This is a genomic window from Streptomyces sp. NPDC055749 (assembly GCF_053617235.1).
Genome location: NZ_JBSHFH010000019.1, coordinates 84,799 through 105,003 on the forward strand (window position 1 = coordinate 84,799; position 20,205 = coordinate 105,003).

A 20,205-nucleotide genomic window follows, 5' to 3' on the forward strand; every position below is an offset into this window, starting at 1 on the left:
TCCGAGCCCGTCAGCCGGTGAAGATCTCCACGGCCGACCAGATCGCGAGCCCCAGCATGCAGAGCCCACCGATGCGCTGCACGGTCTTCAGCGGCACCCGCTTGGCGATGAAACGCCCCGCCAGCAGCGCCAGCGCCGACACGGACATCAGCGCGGCGGCCGAACCGATCGCGGTGGACCAGGCACCGTTGCTCGCCGCGAGGTTGGCGGTGGTGATCTGGGTGAGGTCGCCCCACTCACTGATGAAGACGGCCATGAAGGCGGTCGAGTACACCGGCCAGAAACCGGTCACGGTCTTGACCTCGTCCGCCTCGTCCCCGTCGTCGCCCCCGTTGCGCAGCAGCATGAACGCGCCGAACGCGAAGAGCAGGGCCGAGACCAGCTTGACCGTCCAGTCGGGCAGCAGCCCGATCAGACCGCCCGCGCCGACGGCGATGGCGACGTGCACGACGAACGCGGAGGACGTACCGAACCAGACATAGAGCGGGCGCATACGGGTGCCCATGGCCAGCGAGGCGAACATCGTCTTGTCGGGGAGCTCCGCGAGGAAGATCAGCCCGAAAGCGGTGAGGATCGCCAGGGGGTCGAGATGCATGCCGGGTGGCTTTCTGTAGGAGCCGGGCCCCGGATCTTCGCGAAGCGCCACTCGGGCTTCCGGAGGACCACTCGGCCCGGCATGACGTCAGCGCCCGCAGGGCGCGGGCGTGTCATACCTGACCGAAGGTCTCGCCCACCCGTAAGGATCTACGAGCCCGGCCACCGGGAACCCGAGGGTTCCAGTGTGTCGACGACCGGTTTGCGGGGCTACTCCCCTTCGCAGCCGTCAACGATACCCGATCCCGCGAGGGACGTGATCAGCTGTTCGATACCGGAGCGGTCTGGGTAGAGTCCCACGGTGATCATCCGCGCCTCGACCGGAAGTGTCCCCGCATGAGCCGCCGCACCCGCGGAACAGTCCCCGGACCGGGCACCCCCCGGCCCACCGTCAGCGTCTGCCGGGGCTGCTGCTGCGGCACCGAGAAGATCCCCGGCGTCGACCACGCCGACCAGCTGCGCCGGCTGAAGGAGACGGCCGGCCGGTCCGCCACCGTGCGCGCCGTGGAGTGCCTGGACGCGTGCGAGCACGGCAACGTCATCGTCGTACAGCCCTCCGCCGAGGGCCGCAGGGCGGGCGGCCGGCCGGTCTGGCTCGGGCTGGTCAACGATCCGGACGCGGTGGCCGACATCGCCGCCTGGGCGGCCGAAGGAGGCCCCGGCCTCGCCGACGCCCCCGACATCCTCGACCTCTACGTGTTCCGTCCCTCACGCCGCGTACAGGCGGAACTGGAGCGCCCCGGCCGCTGAACCGAACCGTCAGCCCACCGGAGCGAACGGCGACGGTGTCGCGCCCGTCCAGGTGTTCAGCTCGGCACGGGCCGTCTGCTTGGTGACCCCGCCCTCCTGGACCGTGCCGCTGCGCGCCACGTAGTAGCGGCCGTCGTCGAGCGACACCAGCCCGTACTGGCCGTACTGTCCCGGCACCGCCCAGCCGTACGTACCGGTCGCCTCGTCGTGCAACCCCGCCCGCAGGAGCGGCAGCAGGAGGCCGCGCTCGGGCCGCTGCTGGCCACGGATGTCCCCGGCCACGGGCTTGCGCCCGCCGTCGACCGCGAAGACCGTGTAGTTCGGGAAGCCGGGCTTGGTGCCCTTGTAGGCCGCCATCAGCCAGTTGCCGCTGTGCCCGTCGTACTCCAGGTTCTGCACGCCGTACGTCGTGTTCCCGGTGTACGCGAAGAACTTGCCGTCCACCCGCGCGGGGCCGCTGGTGTGCGGGGCGGCCTCGGACAGCGGACGCTCGTAGTGCTTCCACCGCTCGATGTCGTACTGGAGCAGCACCTGGTGATCGTTGTCCGTGCGACCGGTGTTGGCGTACACGCCGTACGCGACCGTCAGCTTCTGCCTGCCGTTCTTCTTGCCGAACTCCGGCCCGAACGCCACACCGTCGATGCCGCTGCACCCGTACCGGTGGTCGGCGGTCTTCCCTGTGTTGCCGTCGAACACCCCGTCGCCGTCCATGTCGGCGGCGTAGTCCCGTACGACCTCGTCGAGATAGACGGTCGAGACGACATCCGTGGACTGCGCGTCCATGCCCATGCGGGTGATGCGGTCACCGTCGAGGATCGCGATGTAGAACGCCTTCGCGGCCTTGTACTCCAGCGAGCCGTAGACCCGGCCGTCCTTCTCGTTGAAGTCCAGATCCCCGAGATGCCCGGTGAAACCGGTGACCGACCCGACCGGCCTGCCCCGGAGGTCGGTCTTGACCAGGAGATTCGTGTACGAGAAGTACATGAAGCCCTTGCGCCGGTCGACCGCCATTCCCTGGACATGACCGGACTGCCAGGCGCCGCCGTCCACCGCCGTGGGCAACGGACGGGAAACAGCCGGGCGGCTGTCCGCCGCCTCTGCCCGCGTCACCTCTGCCCGCGTCACCTCTGCCCGCGTCACCTCCGGCCGCGACACCTCTGCCCGTGCCGCCACCGCTCCGGTGGGCGCCGCTGTGGCCGAACCCCCCGCCGTGCCGACAACCGCCGTACAGGCCAGGGCCGTTATGGCCGTCTTCCACAGGCCGCCTATGTGTCCCATGAGGTGCACGATCCCTTCGCCGTCGTGGACCCCGGATGATGCCGGGCGCGGGTGCACGCGGGGCCAATGGCGAATGAATGGAAGCGGTTTCAGACGGCGACCGGCTCCAGGTCTGGGCCGATCCACGGCGAACCGGTCTGCGCCGCTGGTGGCGAACTGCCGCAGCGGGCGGCACTGGAGGGACCGTTCGCCCGCTGATCACTCTTCGGTGAGCAACCGGTCGAGCAGCGCGTCCAGGCCCGCCGCCAGTCCCTGCGGCCCACCCCGTTCGGCGAGCGCGGCGGCGGTCTCCCGCAGCCGGGGCAGTTGCTGCGACGGCATACGGTGCAGCCCGAGCCGGAACGCCGGCTCCTGCTCGTCCGGGTTGTCGACCATGGGCTGCAACTCCACGGAAATGTAACCGAGAAGCCAGGCGGTGAAGGCCCGGAAGACGGCCGAGGCCCGGGCTCCATCGAGCCCAGCCTGCCGCAGCAGGGCCAGCACCTGCTCGTGGCCCCGCAGCACGGCCAGCGGCCGCCGGGCCAGCGGGACGGCCAGCATGCGGGTGGCGAGCAGCGGAACGGCCTCGGGGTGGGCGAGGCAGATGTCGTACGTCGTCCGGGCGATCCGATGGAGCTCGGTGCGCCAGTTGAGCGCCTCGGCCTCCGCGCCGGGCCCGGGCTCGGTCTCCAGACGCTCCTCCAGCTCCAGGTACAGGGCTTCGACCAGTCCGTCCAGGAGAGCGTCCTTGCTCGCTGCGTAGCGGTAGAGCGCCATGGCCTCCACGCCGAGCTCGGCGCCGAGGCGACGCATGCTCAGCGCCGAGAGCCCCTCGCGATCGACCAGTTCGAGGGCGGCTGCAAGCACGCGTTCCCGATCGAGCTTGCCGTGATGGCCGCGATCGCTGGCGCGACGGGTTGGGCCGGACCGCTGCTCCTTCGCCATTCCGTCTCCTGGATAGGAAAGGTGCGTGGTGTACGCAATAAATTACATCCGTGGCCTGCGGGAACCCCTGCACACGGCCTTGGCGCCGGTCACGACCTCCTCAGCCAGAGCACCTCATAGGCGTCCATGTTGACGGTCCGGCCGTCGATCTCTGCCCGAACGGCTCTGTCTTGAGTGTTCACGACCAGGACGACTTCGTCGTCGGCGAGCACCCGCACGTTCGCCGCGCCGGATGCCACGTCGACCGGCCGGTAGGTCGTACCTGGGGGGAACTCCGAGTGGAACCGGCGGACGAGGTCAAGCATGGGCAGCGGGGCGCCGCCGCTCCCGTCGGTGAGCTCGGTGCTGCGCCACAGGCAGCCGTAGCATTGTTCTCCGCGTTTCTGCGGGTTCCAGTAGAAGCCTGTGGTGGCACCGCCCCTGACCATGGCGGCCATTCCGGCGGCCTGTACGGCCTTGCGATGCGACTCGCTCCAGCGGTCGCGGTCGCGGTCACTGTCGGCTCCCGGCTCCACGTAGTACTCGGCCCACCACAGAGGCAGGGAGGTGCGTTCCCGCACCCACCGGCCTACAGCGGTGAACTTGTCGACGGAGCGGAACTGATCGGGCAGAGTCCTGTCGTCATGGGTGAAGCTGGACCCGTCGAGGACGGCGAAGTCGGCTCCGGCCTTGTGCGTGTTCCAGTAGTCGAAGGCGTCGAGGACGCGCTGATCGACGCTGCCCCAGGGACCCTTGAGGCTGGAGGCGTGGCTGGTGCGGCCGGGCGCGAAACTGTCCATGTTCAGATACGGCCCGCCCACCAGGTTGTTCTTGTTCACCTTCTTCAACGCAGCGTGGACCTTGTTGTAGAGCTCGGTGTACCCCTCGTAGTTCCAGCGTTTCCTCGAGTCGTCGAAGAAGCCCTTGAACTCGTTCCAGACAATGAAGTGCCGCACGTCCGGATAGCGTTCGGCGACCGTGGCTGCGAGTGCTGCGAAGTCGTCGTAGTGCTCGGGGCGCGGGGCCGTCTCCAGGGAGCGCCGGGACCAGTCGGTCTGGCCCGGCTTGCCGCCCTTCATCCAGTCGGGCGCGCAGCACAGCGTGATGACGGGCGTGCCGCCGGTCTCCCGGATGAGGTCGATGCGGCTGTCCAACGCCGCGAAATCGTAACGTCCCGGGGAGGGTTCGGGGTTGCTGGCGCCCCAGCCCATGATGTGTTGATTCTGTGGCAGTGACCGGGCGGAGAGAGCCTTACGCGCGGTCTCCTTGGCTTCGGGCTCTCCCGCATCGGCGCTGTACTGCGTGTGCGTGAGGCCCCACCCGAGCGACGGCTCGGCAGGGGCGCCCCGGGCATCTGTGCCCCTGGTGGACGTATCGCGGTCGTTCGTGAGTGTGGCGCACAGGGAGAGGACGAGCGCGAGCGCGAGGGTCGTCGCGACGAGGAGGACGATGCGCCACCGCCGGTGTGGCCCGGTGCCCGGCGCCGTCCTGGCCTCGCTGGTGTCAGACATCCGCCCCGGCTCCCTTTCGAATCAGCCAACGGGATCGGCGGACCAGTGCGTAGCCCTTCGTCAGGGCACGGTCCGTGGCGAAGGTGCGGCCCACGGTCCGGCCTTCCGCCAGCCGCGCGAGCTCCTCGGGGCGGGTGTCGCGCCGCACGGTCATCCGGCGCAGCGCGAAGGGGCCCTGGCGCGGATCGGCCAGCGCGTTGCCCACCGCCACTGACTGGGCGAAGCCGGCGGTGCGTACGGCTTGGCGCACGCGGCGGCTGGAGTAGCCATAAGGGTAGGCGAAGGACTCCGGTGGGGAGCCGAGTCGCTCGGCGATGATCTCCCTGCAGCGCCGCACCTCGTACTCCAACTCGCTGTCGGGGAGCTGGTCCATCTGTGGGTGGCTATGGGTATGGCCGCCGATCTCCGCGCCGGCTGCCGCCAGTTCGCGTACCTCCTCCCAGTCGAGCATGGTGTCCAGGGCCGCCCCGCAGATCTCGTGCCGACCGCGTAGCCACCCCGTTGTGACATACACGGTCGCGGCGAATCCGAATTCGCGCAGGACGGGCAGGGCGTAGTGGTGCACCCCCTGGTAGCCGTCGTCGAAAGTGATCAGCACGGGACGTTCCGGCAGCGGCGGACCGCCACGCCAGGCGGCGGCGAGCCGGGCTGTGGTCACCGGAGTGAACCCGCGTTTTGCGAGCAGCCGCATCTGGTCGGCGAACGTTTCCGGCGGGACGGACAGCGCGCGGATCGATGGCGTCGGCGTGTGCGTCACTGCGTGGTACATGAGGATCGGTACGGGGCTGGTCACCGGAAGCTCCCTCGTGCCAGTGGATCACGGAATCGGTGCTGGGCGCTATGACGCCTTCCTCCATGCGTGGACCTTGCCCACGCTCTTCAGCAGCCGGTCGGCCGGCCGGAACAGCTCCGGTCGCGAGACGACGGTGTTGCGCAGGGCCCGGACCGGAGCACGGCGCGCCCGATGGGCCAGCGCGACCGGGTGCCGACGGGTCACCCAGCCCTCGGACACGAAGAATTCACCTGTCTTCAGTACCTCCTTGTGGCCCCGGTTGCCGCGTCCGAGATCCAGATAGGAGATGCCCTCGGCAGCTGCTCCCTGTGCCATCCGCAAATGCTGCACGATGCCTGGGGAGAACTCGGCGAAGGTGGGATCGTAGGCCGGGAACCACAGGGCCATGACCTTTTCCGACCGCGGTCCGAAATGCGCGGCGACGGGCCGGCCGTCGGCGTACAGCACGGACAGGAGGCCGGCGAACGATTCGGTGTGGGTGTGGAACAGGTCGTCCACCAGCCGGATGATCCATGCGTGCGCGAACCGGTCACTACGGCCGGTCTTGCGGTACTGCGCGGACTTCCAGGCCATCAGCGTGCGGAGCATGGCGGGGTCGCGCTCATCGTGTACGTAGCGCACCTCCCCGACCTCCTGGGCCAGCTTGCGTTCCAGTTTCAGCCGGCCCTTGGTGCCCTTGTTCGACCGCTCGCGCAGCCGGGCGACGTAGGCATCCCAGCCCGCCTCCACGTCCATTACAGGTGACGGGAAGGTGCTCTTGATCGAATGCTCGAATGGCTGCTGCCCCTGAGCGAGATGGTCGAACTCCCAGATGGCGAGGCCGCACGCCGAGAGCAACCCGCCGGCGTCACAGCGGAAGCCTGGCCCGTGCACAATCCCCTGGCAGTCGGACAAGCCCAGCCCGATCGCGCGGCCCACGCCCGCCGTGGTGCGCTGGTAGGGAAAGAATGCCACCGGTTCGCCGGCCGGACCGTCCTCGCGTATCACGGCGATACGTACGCCGCGCCTGCACCGGCCCACTGCCAGTGCGAACTCGGGGGAGAGGAAGGGGTTCACCATCTGGGGCAGGCCGTCCCGAAAGGCCTTCGCCTGCATTGTCGTCCAGGCTGCCCGATCCGCGTCGGTCAGCTCCTCCGACCGGTAGACGCTGATGTCCATGACACTTTTCCTTCGTTTCGGGGGACAGCCACCTCAGGGCCGTCCTGCGGATCGGTGTGTGCTCACGTCGGCGCTTCGTCTCGCTCGAACGACTCGGTGATGCTGTCTGCGCTCTGGAGCTTCGGCTGCCGCACCTCCCAGGCGGGGGAGCCACACGTGCGTGCCTGGAGGACGCCGACCGCGTATCCCGCTGCTGCGCTCGCCACGCCGGCCACGATCGCTCCGGCGCGGCCCGCACCGCCGCGCCGCCCCAGCAGGGCGTCGCGCAGTCCGCGTACGGCCCCGGCGGGCAGGACGTGTGTGGTGTAGCGACGCTCGGACTCCAGCCCTTTGCCCACACCTACGTGACGGGTGACCCGGGCCTTCGACAGACCCTCGGCGTAGGTGCGGAGGAGGAAGTAGTCGAAGTGTTCCCGGGCGGAGGGAACCTTGTGATGGATGACCGCGCGGTCGTCGATGAGCAGGACCGCGTCCGGCTTCACCCGGGTCAGCCGGATGCACAGCTCGGTCTCCTCGCAGCCCAGCGGGCGCTTGTCGCCGTCGCGTCCGATGCCGACAGCGAAGCCGCCCGCCGTGTCGAAGGCCGTGCGACGGAAGGAGGCGTTTCCGCCCAGCACGTTGCGGACGGGCGCCCGTCCGGCCGGCATGCCCCGGTAGGCACAGCCGACGACCCAGTCGAACTCCGCGGGGAACCAGGCGGGACGGCGGCCGGAGGCCCACACCGGAACGGTGCGGCCTCCCACCGCCATCACTCGCGGATCGGTGTACGCCGATGCCATGTGCCCCAACCAGTCCTGTTCCGCCACCGCGTCGTCGTCGAGGAAAGCGATGATCGTGCCGCGGGACGCGGCGATTCCCGTGTTGCGGCCGGAGGACAGGCCCTGGGGGCCCGCGTTGGCGAGAATCCTGACCTTCTGAGAGCGACTTCCGACGGAGTCGCTCCCGGCGTACTCCTGCCGGAGCAGGTTGAGCAGGTCCGGATTGTGGTCGACGACCACCAGCGTCTCCAGGGCCGGCAGGGATTGTCCGCGTACCGAGTTCACGGCGGCGAGGATGTCCTCCCAACGCTCCTCGGTGTAGACGCAGATCACCACGGAGATGTCTGTGTGGGGCACGGTGTTCTCCTCATCCGGGTTCGACGCAGAGCCGTTGGCGAGGACAGTCATGAGGGGTCCTCCTTATCCCGGGGCAGCCATCGCGACCGCTGTGCCAGGAGATAGAGCGCGAGCAGACACTGGGCAACGAGCCAGGCGACGCCTCCTCCGACCAGCCCCATCACCGGCAGCAGGACCTGGGCCAGCCCGAGCACCAGGACGCAGAGGGCCAGCTGCAGTCCGACGACCCGGCGCATCTGCCGGCGCATGCGCGCGACATCGACCGCCAGGCTCACAACGAGGTTCGGCAGTGCGGAGAGCGCCAGCAACCTCAGCAGCGGGGTGCCGTGTTCCGCGTACTCCGGCCCGAAGAAGGCGAGCAACTGCGGCGCGGCGACGAATACCGCGGCGGCGCCTGCCGCCATGAACAGTGCCGAGTGACGCAGGACCCGTCTCGCGTGCCGCGCCAGCTGCCCCGGCGCCCGTGCAGCTTCCACGATCAGGGAGCTGCCCATGTTCGTCGCGAGCAGGTAGGGGACGTAGCCGACGATCCACGCGAGCGAGTAGTAGGCGCTCTGCTCCGGGCCGAGCGTGTTCAGCACCACGAGGGGCACCAGGCTGTACGCGGCCATCCGGAACAGCGAGCCTGCGTAGTCCGCCGTCGCGTATCCCATGAGACGGGGCGGGCGTGCCGTCTGCGTCGCCTCCCGCTCATGCTGAGGCACGGCACGTCGCAGCAGGTAGATGTTGGCTACGAGGAGGGCCACCACCAAGGCGCCGGCCCAGGAGATCAGGATGCCGGTGAAGAGTGTGAGGGCGGCAGCCAGGGCCAGCAGAAGAATCTTCACCACGGCGAAGATCACGTTCTCCATCACCACCCAGCCCGGGCGCCGCACTCCGGTCAGGGCGCCGTCCTGGAGGGCGAAGATGGTGTAACCCGCGGTGTAGGCCACGAAGAAGAGGCCGGTCAGCGGCGTGAGCAGGAAATCCAGACCAGGGCTGAGTACCGGGACCAGCAGGAGGAAGCCTCCGGCGATCAGCACGCTGCAGACGATGCTGGCGGCATAGCAGGCGACCACCAGCCTTCGGGTGTGCCGTCCGGCACACGGGACGAAGCGCACCAGGAGGTCGGAGAGGTTCAGCTGGCCGATGGTGGACAGCAGTGTGGCGGCGGTGATGGCGGCGTAGTTGAGGCCCACCGTCCGGTCGTCGTACCAGCGGGTGGCAAGCGCCCAGAAGACCGCTCCCAGTGCCGCATTGACCAGGGAGCTCGTGGCGAGCAGGTGCCCGTTGCGCAGAAGCGGCTCGTGAGGCAGCAGCGCGGCGAGCTTCGTTCGTACGGCCGTGGCGGGGCGAGGGGAGCCGGCGGACACTGTGTGTGCCGTTCGAGGGCGGGAAGAGGCATGAGGCGTGTCCACGATTCGATCTCAATCCCAGGCGCGGTCATCGCGACCGGGAACCGCGTGACTCCGCGTCTCCGGTTGCGTCCGGGGCAGAGCCGATGCCAGCGCCATGACCGAGGTGAGGGCCGCAAGGGCCGCCAGCGCCCGTGCGGTGGTGAACACGTGACTCAGAAGGAGTGCCTCGGCGACGAGCGCCGAGAGCGACAGACTGACGGCTCCTGTGACGAGAGCCGCTTCCAGGACGGTCGCCCTGCCGAACCGGTCGGTGAAGAGCCGTCCGGCACACAGCAGGGTTGCGGCCAAGCCTGGGCAGACGAGCAGGAAGACGGCTGTGACCAGCACCCGCGCCGCGGACGGGACAGGGAGGGCGGTCGCGGCGAGGGCCAGCCAACCCGACACGGCGACAGTCCAGCGCAGCGCAGTCATCAGCCGTTCCTTTCCAGAGGGGGGTCGAATCGGTACACGACCGCGTCGCCGTTGCGGTACACCGGAGTGAAGGAGGATGCCTTCGCCAAAGCGGACTCGAGTCGCGTCATGAAGTCCGCGGGCAGCTCACCGTTCAGGCGCACGTCCGCGGCCTGTGCACGGCTGAGGAGGATGTACGCCGGTTTGCTCCCTGCTCTGTCGAGGAGCGGTTCCAGGCCTGCCAGCGGGTCCTGAACCAGCAGTCGCTTCGTACTCAGACTTTCCTCGGTTATCTGCGTGCGCTCGTGCCGGTCGTAGTGCATCTCCAGGCCGGGAGCGGCGAAGGTGACCGAGATGATCAGCGACCCGGTCGGAGTTCCCGTCGTCAGGTACCGGGTGGCGGCGACCTCCTGCGAGGAGAACCGGTTCATGGCCTCCTTGCTGTAGTAGCCGAACACCAGGCTCCCGAGCATGGCGAGCAGCAGGACGAGGACGGTGGCCATCCGCGCCGGCCGCGCTCTGCCGGAGGGCAACAGCAGAGAGGCCACCAGCAGAGCGGCGGCAGGCAGCATGAACATGAACGCTCGGAAGACCATCTCGCCGCCGTAGGCGTTGACCGCTACGAGAGGGAGGGGGAACAGCACCAGCAGCGGCAGCGGGGTACGGCGTGTCCAGGGTCGTGCTGCGAGCGCGATCGCGGCCAGCAGGACGATGCCCCCCGACAGGCCGCGGTCGATCCAGGACACCATGACCTGGCTCGGGGCGGCGTCGGCGAGCCTGCTCAGACCGGACCAGACATTGGACTCGGGCCGGCTGAGTGCGTTGACGAAGCTGTCGAGATTCGCCGCCACGTACGGCCTCGCCACAGTCCCGTTCCAGGCCACGGTGAGCACGATCGCCCCGACCAGTGCGGGCAGGGTCACTCGCCGGTTGCGACGGGGCAGGGAAAGCAACAGCAAAGCGCTGACCAGCATCAACGGGGTGAGCTGGTGGGAGGAGACGATCGCGGCCTCAATCACCAGCACGAGCAGCAGCCATCCCACGGGCCAGCCTCGGCGAGGCGTTCGTGGGACAGGGAACCTCGACGACGGCAGCCGCCTCACCACCAGGGCGATCACACTCGCGAACAGAAGGAACGTGAAGGCCTGCGGTGCGAAGTAGTCCTGCCCCACCCAGGAACAGGCGTAGAAGATCCACACGGCTCCCCAGATCAGTCTCCGGTCGCGCGTGATCGACCGATAGATCATCAGGAGCGGGCCGAGCAGTAGCAGGTTGGTGAGCAACTGCGCCCACAGCGCGTACCCCAGGGGCGACTCGAGGCCGGTGGCCTTGAGGATCAGCGCGTTGAACTGGAAGAAGCCCGGCCACTGGTTGTAGATGTTGAAGCCGGCCGCATTCGGCACCTCGCCGTCGTGCCGCATCATCGCGTCGATGACGGCCACGTGTTTCCACGCCCATGAATAACGCAGCTCCTGATAGAGCAGCGGCGGCGTCGCGTGGAGGACCGTGATCAGGGCGATCACGTATGCCAGGAAGCAGCCGTGAGGAGTCCGCCGATCAGCTGCCGCGACACAGAAGCCGAGGGTGAGCAGGGCCAGCGCCACCCAGAAGAGCACAGGCATCACCTGCAGCAGCCCGAGATCTCCCATCCCGTCGAGGCGCACACCACGGAGCGACAGCAGCCACAGGGCGACCGAAGCGGGCAGCACGCCGATTACGGTGAGGGTGCCGGGGCCCAGCCGTCGCCACCGTGACCAGCCGGGGAATGGGTGCGCGGGAGCTGGTCCGGGCGGCGCGTGCGGCGAGGTGGTGTGTCCGGCGTGCGAGGGCGCGGCGTGGGCCTTTGACGGGGCAGCTCCGCGAACTGCGCGAGGATGCGGGCCGTTCACCGGCGATTCCGGTGCAGCGGTCCGCAGCACAGGGCGTACCCGGCCAAGAGACCAGGGCGGGCGGTTGGTGGAGCTCACGCCGTGCTCCGTCGGACGGGTGCCGTCTGGGCACCGGGTCGCTCGGAGAGTAGCGTCCGCAGCACCCGCCGGCCGTCGGATATGGCGTGCAGGTTCGAACGGCCGCTGCGGCGGGGCAGTTCGAGGCTCGGCACCTCGGCGATCCGCAGACCGGAGCGCAGCGCGTGCGCGACCATCTCGGTCTCGATCTCGAATCCGGAGGAGTGCAGGTCGAGATCATCGAGGAAGCTGCGGCGGAAGGCACAGAACCCGTAGCACAAGTCCGTCAGTGAGGCGTGGTACAGGCGGTTCACGGCGGTCAGCAGGACCTGATTGCCCAGACGCCTGAAGCCCGTGATGTCGAGTGAGCCGCCGCCGGCCATGAATCGTGAGCCCTTCACGAAGTCGTAGCCGTTGTCCAGGAAGTGCAGGAAGTGCGGGATCTCCCCGGGCACCATGCTGCCGTCGGCGTCGATCATCACGATGTAGTCGCAGGTCGCGGCCAGGAAGCCGGTGCGCAGGGCGTTGCCCTTGCCCGGGCCGCTCTGGTCGACGTGGCGGACGGTGGGCAGGCAGTGCTGCGCCATGTGCACCGTGGCGTCTCTGGAGTCGCCGTCGACCAGGATGACCTCGTCGACGCAGTCCGGGATCTGTTCGAAGACCCACGGGATGTTGGGCGCCTCATTTCGGGCAGGTACGACGAGGCTCACGGTGGCGCGGGGAGGAAGGCGGTCCTCCGCTCGGCGCAGGGGATGGGTGGAGCGGTCTGTGGACCGGCGGGCCGGGTGTCCCGCAGGGTCGCCGCCGGTGGGCTGACGGGTGAGGGCGGGGTGATCGTTCGGCTGAGATGCGTTGTCCATGGTGCCCACGTCTCCGGGTATCGATTCGATGGGTGTCCGGATGTGTTGTGAGTGGCCGGACAGTGCGCCGCTGCCCGGGCCGAGATTCACGACGAGGTGGGAGCGCGCTCATGCTCCTACGCCACATATTTACAATGTATGCGTACATAATGAGACATTCAGAGCATCGAGTCAAATGTGGGACGTATCGCCGAAGCGTGCCCGGCCGGGGAAGGGCAGTGGCGTGCCCGGGCCCCGGTCCTGGACACCCATGGGCAGATCAGGGGTGGTCCGGATAAGGTCGGGGCGGCGCGACTGCCTGTTCGAAAGCAAGGGATGCAAGGTGACGGACGGAGCAGTGATCGAGACTGCCCGCGTGCTCGTGGCGGCGGACAAGTTCAAAGGCTCGCTCACGGCCGTACAGGTCGCGGAGCGGGTGACGGCCGGGCTGCGGCGCGCCGTCCCTGACGTGCGGGTCGAGACCCTGCCCGTCGCGGACGGTGGCGACGGCACGGTCGCGGCGGCTGTGGCCGCCGGATTCGAGCGCCGCGAGGCGCGGGTGACCGGTCCCCTCGGGGAGACGGTCACCGCGGCGTACGCGCTGCGCGAGTCCACCGCGGTGGTGGAGATGGCCGAGGCCTCGGGCCTCCAGCACCTGCCCGCAGGGGTCTTCGCACCCCTCACGGCGACCACGTACGGCTCCGGCGAACTGCTGCGGGCCGCGCTCGACGCGGGCGCCAGGACCATCGTGTTCGGGGTCGGCGGCAGCGCCACCACCGACGGCGGCGCGGGCATGCTCGCCGCCCTCGGGGCCCGGTTCCTGGACGCGGACGGTAAGCCCGTCGGTCCCGGCGGAGGTGCGCTCGCGGAGCTGGCGGAGGCCGATCTTTCCGGGCTCGACCCCCGCCTCGCGGACGTCGACCTGATCCTGGCCAGCGATGTGGACAACCCGCTGACCGGGCCCAAGGGCGCCCCCGAGGTGTACGGGCGGCAGAAGGGCGCGACCGAGGACGACATCGCGGTCCTCGACGCGGCGCTCAGCCATTACGCGTCCGTGCTCGGCCCGGACCACGCGGCCCTCCCCGGAGCGGGGGCGGCCGGTGGCATCGGCTACGGGGCCCTGGTGGCCCTCGGGGCCCGTTTCCGCCCCGGCATCGAGGTCATGCTCGACGTCCTCGGCTTCGCACCCGCGCTGGCCAGGGCGACGCTCGTCATCACGGGCGAGGGTTCGCTCGACGAGCAGACCCTGCACGGCAAGGCACCGGCGGGCGTCGCCGCGGCGGCCCGCGCGGCCGGCGTGGAGGTCGTCGCGGTGTGCGGACGGCTGGCACTGGCACCGGAGGCACTGGGCCGCGCGGGGATCCGCCGCGCGTACGCCCTGACCGAGCTGGAGCCGGACCCTGCGGTGTGCATGGCGCAGGCGGGGCCGCTGCTGGAACGGGTGGCGGAGTCGATCGGGCAGGACTTCCTGACCTGACAGGTGGGGGGGGGCGGGGCCCGGTCCGGGGGCTCCGCCCCCGTACCCCCGCCCGGCCTTCTCACCGCACCGCCGTCAGGCGGAACGCGTCGAGCGCCAGCATCATCTCGATCAGCTCACGCGGTCGTGACAGCGACCGCGATGTCAGCACCTCCAACCGCCGCAAGCGGTTGAACACCGTGTTCCGGTGGCAGAACAGCCGCCCCGCCGCCCGCCCCGCCGACCCGTCGCACTCCAGCCACGCGTCCAGCGTCTCCACCAGCAGCGCCCGTTCCGCCGGCGCCAGTGTCAGCAGCGGCCCGAAGACCTCCGCGAGCAGCCTCGCCGACAGCTCCGGCTGACTCACCACCAGCGCCGTCGTCAGCCGCTCGTCCAGGCGCACGATCCTCGTCGAGCCCGGAGCACACGTCAGCAGCGCCGCCTCGGCCAGCCGCCGCGCCCGGTCCAGCTCCGCCAGGCCCTCCACGACCGGGCCGATCCCGCCGGGGCCCGGGCACAGGCCGGCCAGCACCGCGGTCAGCTCGGCCAGCCCCCGGTCACCGAGACCGACGACCGCGATCTCGCGGTCCGCCCGCGCCCGCCAGAAGAACCGCATGCCGTCCACGACGGCGGCCCTGTGCACCGGCCCACGGTGCTCGGTGCGCAGTACCGCCACCGCGTAGCGCCCCCGCTCCGGCAGCCCGAGACCCGCGGCCGCCCGCTCCGCGAGGTCCGGCGAGCCCCTGCCCTCCAGCAGCGCGTCGAGCAGCGCCCGGACCCGCTCGTCACTGCGCCGCTGCATGCTCTCTCCCCGTTCCGCGGACACGTCGGGCTCGGCGGACCGCTCATGGCTGGTGAGGATGCCACCGGTGTGTGCGGGGGCAACAGGACATCGGCGCCCTCTGTGCGCGTGCACAACCGCACCCTTCACTCGCTGGTCACCCGCATCGTCTCGGGCGCGCGCCGTGGACGCACGGCCCGCCCGGTGCTGGTCTGTGGCCCCACGACGCGACGCACGACACGCGACGTACGACAACGACAAGGCGGAAGGAGGAGGACGCATGGCAACGCTCGAGATCCGCGCACTGTCCGTGGGCTACGGCCCGGTACGGGCTCTGCGCGACGTCTCCGTCGACGTGCCGGCCGGCGCGATCACCGCCGTACTCGGTGGCAACGGCGCCGGCAAGACCACGCTGCTGCGGGCCGTATCGCGGACCCTCGGCTTCCACCGCGGGACGGGCACGGGCACCATCCGCTTCGACGGCCAGGCCCTGGAAGGGCTGCGGCCCGCCCAGGTGGTGGCCGCCGGAGTGGTCCAGGTGCCGGAGGGGCGACAGGTGTTCGCCCGGATGACGGTGGCCGACAATCTGCGGGCGGGCGCACTGGGGGCCCGTGGCGGACGCAAGGAGACGACCGCCGCACTGACCCGCGTACACGAACTGTTCCCGGTGCTCGCCGACCGCGCGCACCAGCGGGCCGGGCTGCTGTCCGGCGGCGAGCAGCAGATGCTGGCCATGGGCCGGGCGCTGATGGCGGGCCCCCGTCTGCTCCTGCTCGACGAACCGTCCCTCGGCCTCGCACCGCTGATGGCGAAGAAGATCGCGGAAACCGTGAAGGAGATCAACGCCGCGGGCACCTCGGTCATGCTCGTCGAGCAGAACGCTGCCATCGCCCTGCGGCTCGCCACCACGGCGTACGTCCTGGACGTCGGCGAGGTCGCACTCGAAGGACCGGCCGACGAGCTCGCCGCCTCCGACGAGGTACGCCGCCGCTATCTGGGCGTCGTCGACGAGACGGCCGCCGAGGACGCGGACCGGGCGGGCCTGGCCCCCCGCACGCTGAGCAGGTGGTCCGCGTGACGACCGCTCCCGCCACCACCGCAGCCACGACGGCACCGGCCGCACTCGCCGTCCGTGACGTGACCGTACGGTTCGCCGGGCTCACCGCCCTCGACGGCATCTCCTTCACCGTCGAACCGGGCAGCGTCCACGCCGTCATCGGCCCCAACGGGGCAGGCAAGTCGACCTGCTTCAACGTGCTCTCGGGCGTCTACAAGGCGTCCTCCGGAACGGTCCACCTCGGCTCCACCGAGCTGACCGGCCTCGCCCCGCACAAGATCGCCGCACTCGGCATCGCCCGCACCTTCCAGAACCTGGCCCTGCCCCCGCACGCCACCGTCGCCGAGAGCCTGCTGCTCGGCCGGCACCGCCTCACCCGGTCCGGGTTCCTGTCCACCGGGCTCTGGCTGCCGTCCGCGGCCCGCGAGGCCAGGCGCCATCTCGAACGGGTCCGTGAGATCGCCGAGTTCATCGGCCTGGAGAAGGAGCTGGACCACCCGGCGGGCGCTCTCCCGTACGGAAAGCAGAAGCTCGTCGAGCTGGGCCGCGCCCTGTGCATGGAACCGCAGGTCCTGCTCCTGGACGAACCCGTCGCAGGGATGACCGCCGACGAACGGCGCCGCGTGGCGGCCGTGGTCGCGGGCGTACGCGACAGCCTCGGCATCTCCATCGTGCTGGTCGAGCACGACATGGGCGTGGTGATGCGGCTCGCGGACGCGGTGACCGTACTCGACTTCGGACGCAGGATCGCGGGCGGCACTCCCGCCGAGGTCCAGAACGACCCGGCCGTCGTCCAGGCCTACTTGGGGGCACAGGAATGACCACCTTCATCGAACTCCTCCTCGGCGGCCTCTCCATAGGCTCGGTCTACGCGCTGATCGCGCTCGGCTTCGTCGTCATCTTCAAGGCCACCGAGGTCGTCAACTTCGCCCACGCGTCCCTGCTGCTGGCAGGCGGATACGTCACCGCCGTGCTCCACGACGACATCGGCTTCTGGCCCGCGCTCGCCGTCGGTATCGCGGGGGCCGCGGTCGTCGGCGCGTCGGTCGAGTTCTTCGTCATGCGCCGCTACCGGGGCAGCGACCAGAGCGTCCTGGCCATCGTCACCATCGGCGTCGACATCATCCTCGTCACCGAACTCACCCGGCGCATGGGCACCGACGTACTGGCGCTCGGCGACCCGTGGGGCGACGACGTCGTCACCATCGGCGGAGTCACCCTCGCCGAGACCCGCATCGCGGCGTTCCTCGCGGCCGGACTGCTCATCACCGTGTTCCTGCTCGCCTTCCGCTACACCTCCTGGGGTGTGTCGATGCGGGCCGCCGCCGAGAACCCGCAGACCGCCGCCCTCATGGGGATCAAGCTCGGCAGGGTCTCGCTCTCCGCCTGGGCCGTCGCGGGAGCGCTCGCCGCCGTCGCCGCGCTCTTCCTCACCGTGTTCCCGACGCCCGGACTCGAACGCGCCACCTCGCTCGCCGCGCTCAAGGCGTTCCCCGCGGCGATCCTCGGCGGCCTCGACTCGACGACGGGCGCACTCGCCGGAGGACTCATCGTCGGCGTCACCGAATCACTCGCCACCGGCTACCAGGGCGACCTCTCCTTCCTCGGACGCGGCATCGGTGACCTCGCGCCCTACCTGGTGATGGTGATCGTCCTGCTCGTCCGGCCCGCGGGACTCTTCGGCACGAAGGAGCTCGCCCGTGTCTGACACCATCGAAACCGCCACGGCGGCTCCCGGCGCCCGGCCGGAGAAGTCCTCCGCACCGGCCGGGTTCGGCGAACGGCTGCGGCAGCCACGCACGTACCTCTGGCTCGTCGGCTCGGTGCTGCTCCTCGCGTTCCCGTTCTACCTGGACCGCTTCTGGCTCCAGGCGGGACTGTTCGCGATGGCCGCCGCGATCGGGGCCATCGGCATCAACCTCCTCACCGGCTCCACCGGCCAGCTCTCCATGGGGCACGCCTTCTTCCTCGCCGTCGGCGCGTACAGCTACTGCATCCTGGCGGGGGAGAGCAGCACCGAGAACGGGCACGCGCTCACCGGGCTCGGACTGCCCACCTGGCTCGCGGCGATCCTCGCCGTGCTGCTGGCGGGCGCGGCGGGCGGAGTGTTCAGCCCCATCGCGGGCCGGCTGCGCGGCGCGTACCTCGGTATCGCCACGCTCGCCCTGATCTTCATCGGCCAGCACGTGCTGTTCAACGCGGGCTCGCTCACCGGCGGCTTCAACGGCCGCCCCGTGCCGCCGCTCTCGCTGTTCGGCTTCACCTTCGACGACACCGAGGTCGTCGTCGCCGCCGTGCCCTTCCAGTCCTCCGAGAAGCTCTGGTACGTGGCGCTGTTCGCCCTCCTCCTCAGCGGGCTCTTCGCCCGCGGGGTGCTGCGCGGCAGGCCCGGCCGGGCGCTCAACGCCATCCGTGACCACCGGATCGCCGCGGGCGTGATGGGCGTACCGGTGGCCCGCTACCGGGCCGGGGTCTTCGTCCTGTCCTCGATGTACGCGGGCCTCGCGGGCGTCCTGCTCGCGCTGGTCTTCCAGCGGACCGTGCCCGAGTACTTCGGCATGATCCTGTCCCTCGAGTACCTCGCCATGATCGTCATCGGCGGGCTCGGCAGCGTCGCGGGTGCCGTCGTCGGCGCCGCGTTCGTCACGCTGCTGCCGCAGGTGCTCACCCACTACAGCGACTCCCTGCCCCTGGTCTCGGCCCCGGGCACGGGCGGCCTCGCACCGGGTGAGGCATCTCGCTATCTGTACGGCGCCGCGGTGGTCGCGGTGGTCCTGTTCCTGCCCGGCGGCCTTACGCGTCTGAAGAAACCAGGGGAGAAGAAATGAAACTGCGAGTGATCCCGGCCGTATGCGCGGCCCTCACCCTCACGCTCGTGGGATGCAGCGGAAAGGCCACCGACAACGGCGGCGAGAAGCAGGACAAGAGCGGGGTGAAGACCGGCGAGGGAGTCACCTCGTCGACGATCACCCTCGGCGCCCTGACCGACATGACCGGCGTGTACGCCTCGCTGGGCAAGAGCGTCACCCAGGCCCAGCAGCTGTGGGTGAAGCAGACCAACGCCGCGGGCGGCATCTGCGACCGCAAGGTCGAGCTGACGGTCCGCGACCACGGCTACGACCCCCAGAAGGCCATCGCGGCCTACACCGAGCTCGAACCCGATGTGCTCGGCTTCACCCAGTTCATCGGCTCCCCGTTCGTCGCGGCCGTCGAGCAGCGCATCGACACCCAGGACAAGGGCCTCGTCCTGCCGCAGGCGTGGTCGGCGAGTCTGCTCGGCTCGAAGTACGTCCGGGTCCTCGGGGCCACGTACGACATCGAGACGATCAACCTGATCGACTACCTGCTCACGGAGAAGCGCATCGCCAAGGGCGACAAGATCGGGCACGTCTACTTCGAGGGCGACTACGGCGAGAACGCCCTCGCCGGCGCGGAGTACGCGGCGAAGGAGGCGGGGCTCACCGTCGTCCAGCAGAAGATCAAGCCCACGGACAACGACATGACCGCCCAGGTCTCCGCGCTCAAGCAGGCGGGCGTCAAGGCCATCGTCATCAGCGCGGGCCCGCGTCAGGCGGCCTCCCTGGTCGGCGTCGCGGCGGCCACCGGCTTCAACGTCCCGGTCGTCGGCAACAACTCGGCGTACGCCCCGCAGCTCCTGGCGACCCAGGCGGGCCCCGCCCTGCTCAAGGACTACTACATCGCCTCCTCCACCCTGCCGATCGGCGACCCGGGGGCCGGACCGGCGAAGCTCGCCAAGGAGTACGCGGCCCAGTACCCGAAGGACGGCCTCGACAACGGCGTCGTCGCCGGGTTCACGGCGGCGTCCGTCTACGGCGAGGCACTGAAGAAGGCGTGCGAGGCCAAGGACCTCACCCGCGAGGGCGTCGACAAGGCGCTGCTCACCCTTACGGCGTACGACAACGGATTCGGGATCACGCACAACTTCTCGGACCCGGCGGCGCCCTCCACCCGCCAGAGCACCATCATGAAGCCGGACGCCAAGGCCCCCGGCGGCCTGAAGGTGGTCCGTCCGGCGTCGGTCGCCCCGGCGGCCGAGTCATTCACGGTGAAGCCCTGACACGAGCACTGACCCTCTGAAGCCCTGAACGGGCCCGGCCGACCGGCCGGGCCCGTTCAGGCGTTCCAGGGCCCCGCGGGAGCCTCCGCCTCCCCGCAGGCCCGCACAGGGCCGCACAGCGAGTCCCCGCACGCACGAGGGCCCGGATGCTGGGGAGCA

Annotated in this window: 19 protein-coding genes; 7 read left to right on the forward strand and 12 right to left on the reverse strand. The window is 70.0% G+C overall.

Annotated elements, in window-relative coordinates:
• Window positions 1–10: 10 nt before the first annotated feature.
• Window positions 11–595 (reverse strand): TMEM165/GDT1 family protein, encoded by a 585-nt coding sequence (locus ACWGO0_RS16900; protein ID WP_453534660.1) that lies wholly within the window; start codon window positions 593–595, stop codon window positions 11–13.
• 335 nt (window positions 596–930) lie between these two features.
• Between ACWGO0_RS16900 and ACWGO0_RS16905 the strand changes: the two genes are divergently transcribed.
• A complete protein-coding gene (locus ACWGO0_RS16905) occupies window positions 931–1,344 on the forward strand; it encodes a (2Fe-2S) ferredoxin domain-containing protein (protein WP_453534663.1) in 414 nt (137 codons plus the stop codon).
• 9 nt (window positions 1,345–1,353) lie between these two features.
• Here the strand turns inward: ACWGO0_RS16905 and ACWGO0_RS16910 are convergent, their stop codons facing one another.
• From ACWGO0_RS16910 to ACWGO0_RS16955, 10 genes are all read right to left on the reverse strand, one after another.
• On the reverse strand, window positions 1,354–2,622 hold the full coding sequence (locus ACWGO0_RS16910) for a hypothetical protein (protein ID WP_453534666.1): 1,269 nt from the start codon (window positions 2,620–2,622) through the stop codon (window positions 1,354–1,356).
• 198 nt (window positions 2,623–2,820) lie between these two features.
• Window positions 2,821–3,546: a TetR/AcrR family transcriptional regulator gene (locus ACWGO0_RS16915; RefSeq protein WP_453534669.1), complete on the reverse strand. Its 726-nt coding sequence runs from the start codon at window positions 3,544–3,546 to the stop codon at window positions 2,821–2,823.
• 89 nt (window positions 3,547–3,635) lie between these two features.
• Entirely contained in the window at window positions 3,636–5,036 is a 1,401-nt protein-coding gene (locus ACWGO0_RS16920) for a GH39 family glycosyl hydrolase (protein WP_453534672.1), read from the reverse strand.
• The gene (locus tag ACWGO0_RS16925; RefSeq protein ID WP_453534773.1) at window positions 5,029–5,805 is read right to left on the reverse strand and encodes a polysaccharide deacetylase family protein; all 777 of its coding nucleotides are present in this window, start codon (window positions 5,803–5,805) and stop codon (window positions 5,029–5,031) included. The genes ACWGO0_RS16920 and ACWGO0_RS16925 overlap by 8 nt, the downstream gene beginning before the upstream one ends.
• A 69-nt stretch (window positions 5,806–5,874) precedes the next feature.
• Window positions 5,875–6,987, reverse strand: coding sequence for a GNAT family N-acetyltransferase (locus ACWGO0_RS16930; RefSeq protein ID WP_453534674.1), 1,113 nt, complete (start codon window positions 6,985–6,987; stop codon window positions 5,875–5,877).
• Window positions 6,988–7,049: 62 nt separating this feature from the next.
• The gene (locus ACWGO0_RS16935; protein WP_453534776.1) at window positions 7,050–8,102 is read right to left on the reverse strand and encodes a glycosyltransferase family 2 protein; all 1,053 of its coding nucleotides are present in this window, start codon (window positions 8,100–8,102) and stop codon (window positions 7,050–7,052) included.
• A gap of 47 nt (window positions 8,103–8,149) precedes the next feature.
• Entirely contained in the window at window positions 8,150–9,454 is a 1,305-nt protein-coding gene (locus tag ACWGO0_RS16940; protein ID WP_453534677.1) for a lipopolysaccharide biosynthesis protein, read from the reverse strand.
• Between the two features lie 54 nt (window positions 9,455–9,508).
• A complete protein-coding gene (locus ACWGO0_RS16945; protein WP_453534680.1) occupies window positions 9,509–9,910 on the reverse strand; it encodes a hypothetical protein in 402 nt (133 codons plus the stop codon).
• The gene (locus ACWGO0_RS16950; RefSeq protein ID WP_453534683.1) at window positions 9,910–11,598 is read right to left on the reverse strand and encodes a glycosyltransferase; all 1,689 of its coding nucleotides are present in this window, start codon (window positions 11,596–11,598) and stop codon (window positions 9,910–9,912) included. The genes ACWGO0_RS16945 and ACWGO0_RS16950 overlap by 1 nt, the downstream gene beginning before the upstream one ends.
• A 254-nt stretch (window positions 11,599–11,852) precedes the next feature.
• Window positions 11,853–12,695 carry a glycosyltransferase family 2 protein gene (locus ACWGO0_RS16955; RefSeq protein WP_453534686.1) on the reverse strand — a complete coding sequence of 281 codons (843 nt, stop codon included), beginning with the start codon at window positions 12,693–12,695 and terminating at the stop codon, window positions 11,853–11,855.
• A 340-nt stretch (window positions 12,696–13,035) separates the two neighbouring features.
• Here ACWGO0_RS16955 and ACWGO0_RS16960 point away from each other — a divergent pair, with 340 nt between their 5' ends.
• A complete protein-coding gene (locus ACWGO0_RS16960) occupies window positions 13,036–14,151 on the forward strand; it encodes a glycerate kinase (protein WP_453534779.1) in 1,116 nt (371 codons plus the stop codon).
• 61 nt (window positions 14,152–14,212) lie between these two features.
• On the opposite strand, the gene ACWGO0_RS16965 is transcribed toward ACWGO0_RS16960, so the two are convergent.
• A complete protein-coding gene (locus ACWGO0_RS16965; protein ID WP_453534689.1) occupies window positions 14,213–14,932 on the reverse strand; it encodes a PucR family transcriptional regulator in 720 nt (239 codons plus the stop codon).
• A gap of 259 nt (window positions 14,933–15,191) precedes the next feature.
• Between ACWGO0_RS16965 and ACWGO0_RS16970 the strand changes: the two genes are divergently transcribed.
• The 5 genes from ACWGO0_RS16970 to ACWGO0_RS16990 are packed head-to-tail and all read left to right on the forward strand — an operon-like array spanning window position 15,192 to window position 20,046.
• Window positions 15,192–15,989 (forward strand): ABC transporter ATP-binding protein, encoded by a 798-nt coding sequence (locus ACWGO0_RS16970; protein WP_453534692.1) that lies wholly within the window; start codon window positions 15,192–15,194, stop codon window positions 15,987–15,989.
• A complete protein-coding gene (locus ACWGO0_RS16975) occupies window positions 15,977–16,789 on the forward strand; it encodes an ABC transporter ATP-binding protein (RefSeq protein ID WP_453534695.1) in 813 nt (270 codons plus the stop codon). The genes ACWGO0_RS16970 and ACWGO0_RS16975 overlap by 13 nt, the downstream gene beginning before the upstream one ends.
• Complete coding sequence (locus ACWGO0_RS16980) at window positions 16,786–17,676, forward strand: branched-chain amino acid ABC transporter permease (RefSeq protein WP_453534698.1); 891 nt, start codon at window positions 16,786–16,788, stop codon at window positions 17,674–17,676. Before ACWGO0_RS16975 ends, ACWGO0_RS16980 begins: the two co-directional genes overlap by 4 nt.
• Complete coding sequence (locus ACWGO0_RS16985) at window positions 17,669–18,796, forward strand: branched-chain amino acid ABC transporter permease (RefSeq protein ID WP_453534701.1); 1,128 nt, start codon at window positions 17,669–17,671, stop codon at window positions 18,794–18,796. Before ACWGO0_RS16980 ends, ACWGO0_RS16985 begins: the two co-directional genes overlap by 8 nt.
• On the forward strand, window positions 18,793–20,046 hold the full coding sequence (locus ACWGO0_RS16990) for an ABC transporter substrate-binding protein (protein WP_453534704.1): 1,254 nt from the start codon (window positions 18,793–18,795) through the stop codon (window positions 20,044–20,046). The genes ACWGO0_RS16985 and ACWGO0_RS16990 overlap by 4 nt, the downstream gene beginning before the upstream one ends.
• Window positions 20,047–20,205 lie beyond the last annotated feature (159 nt).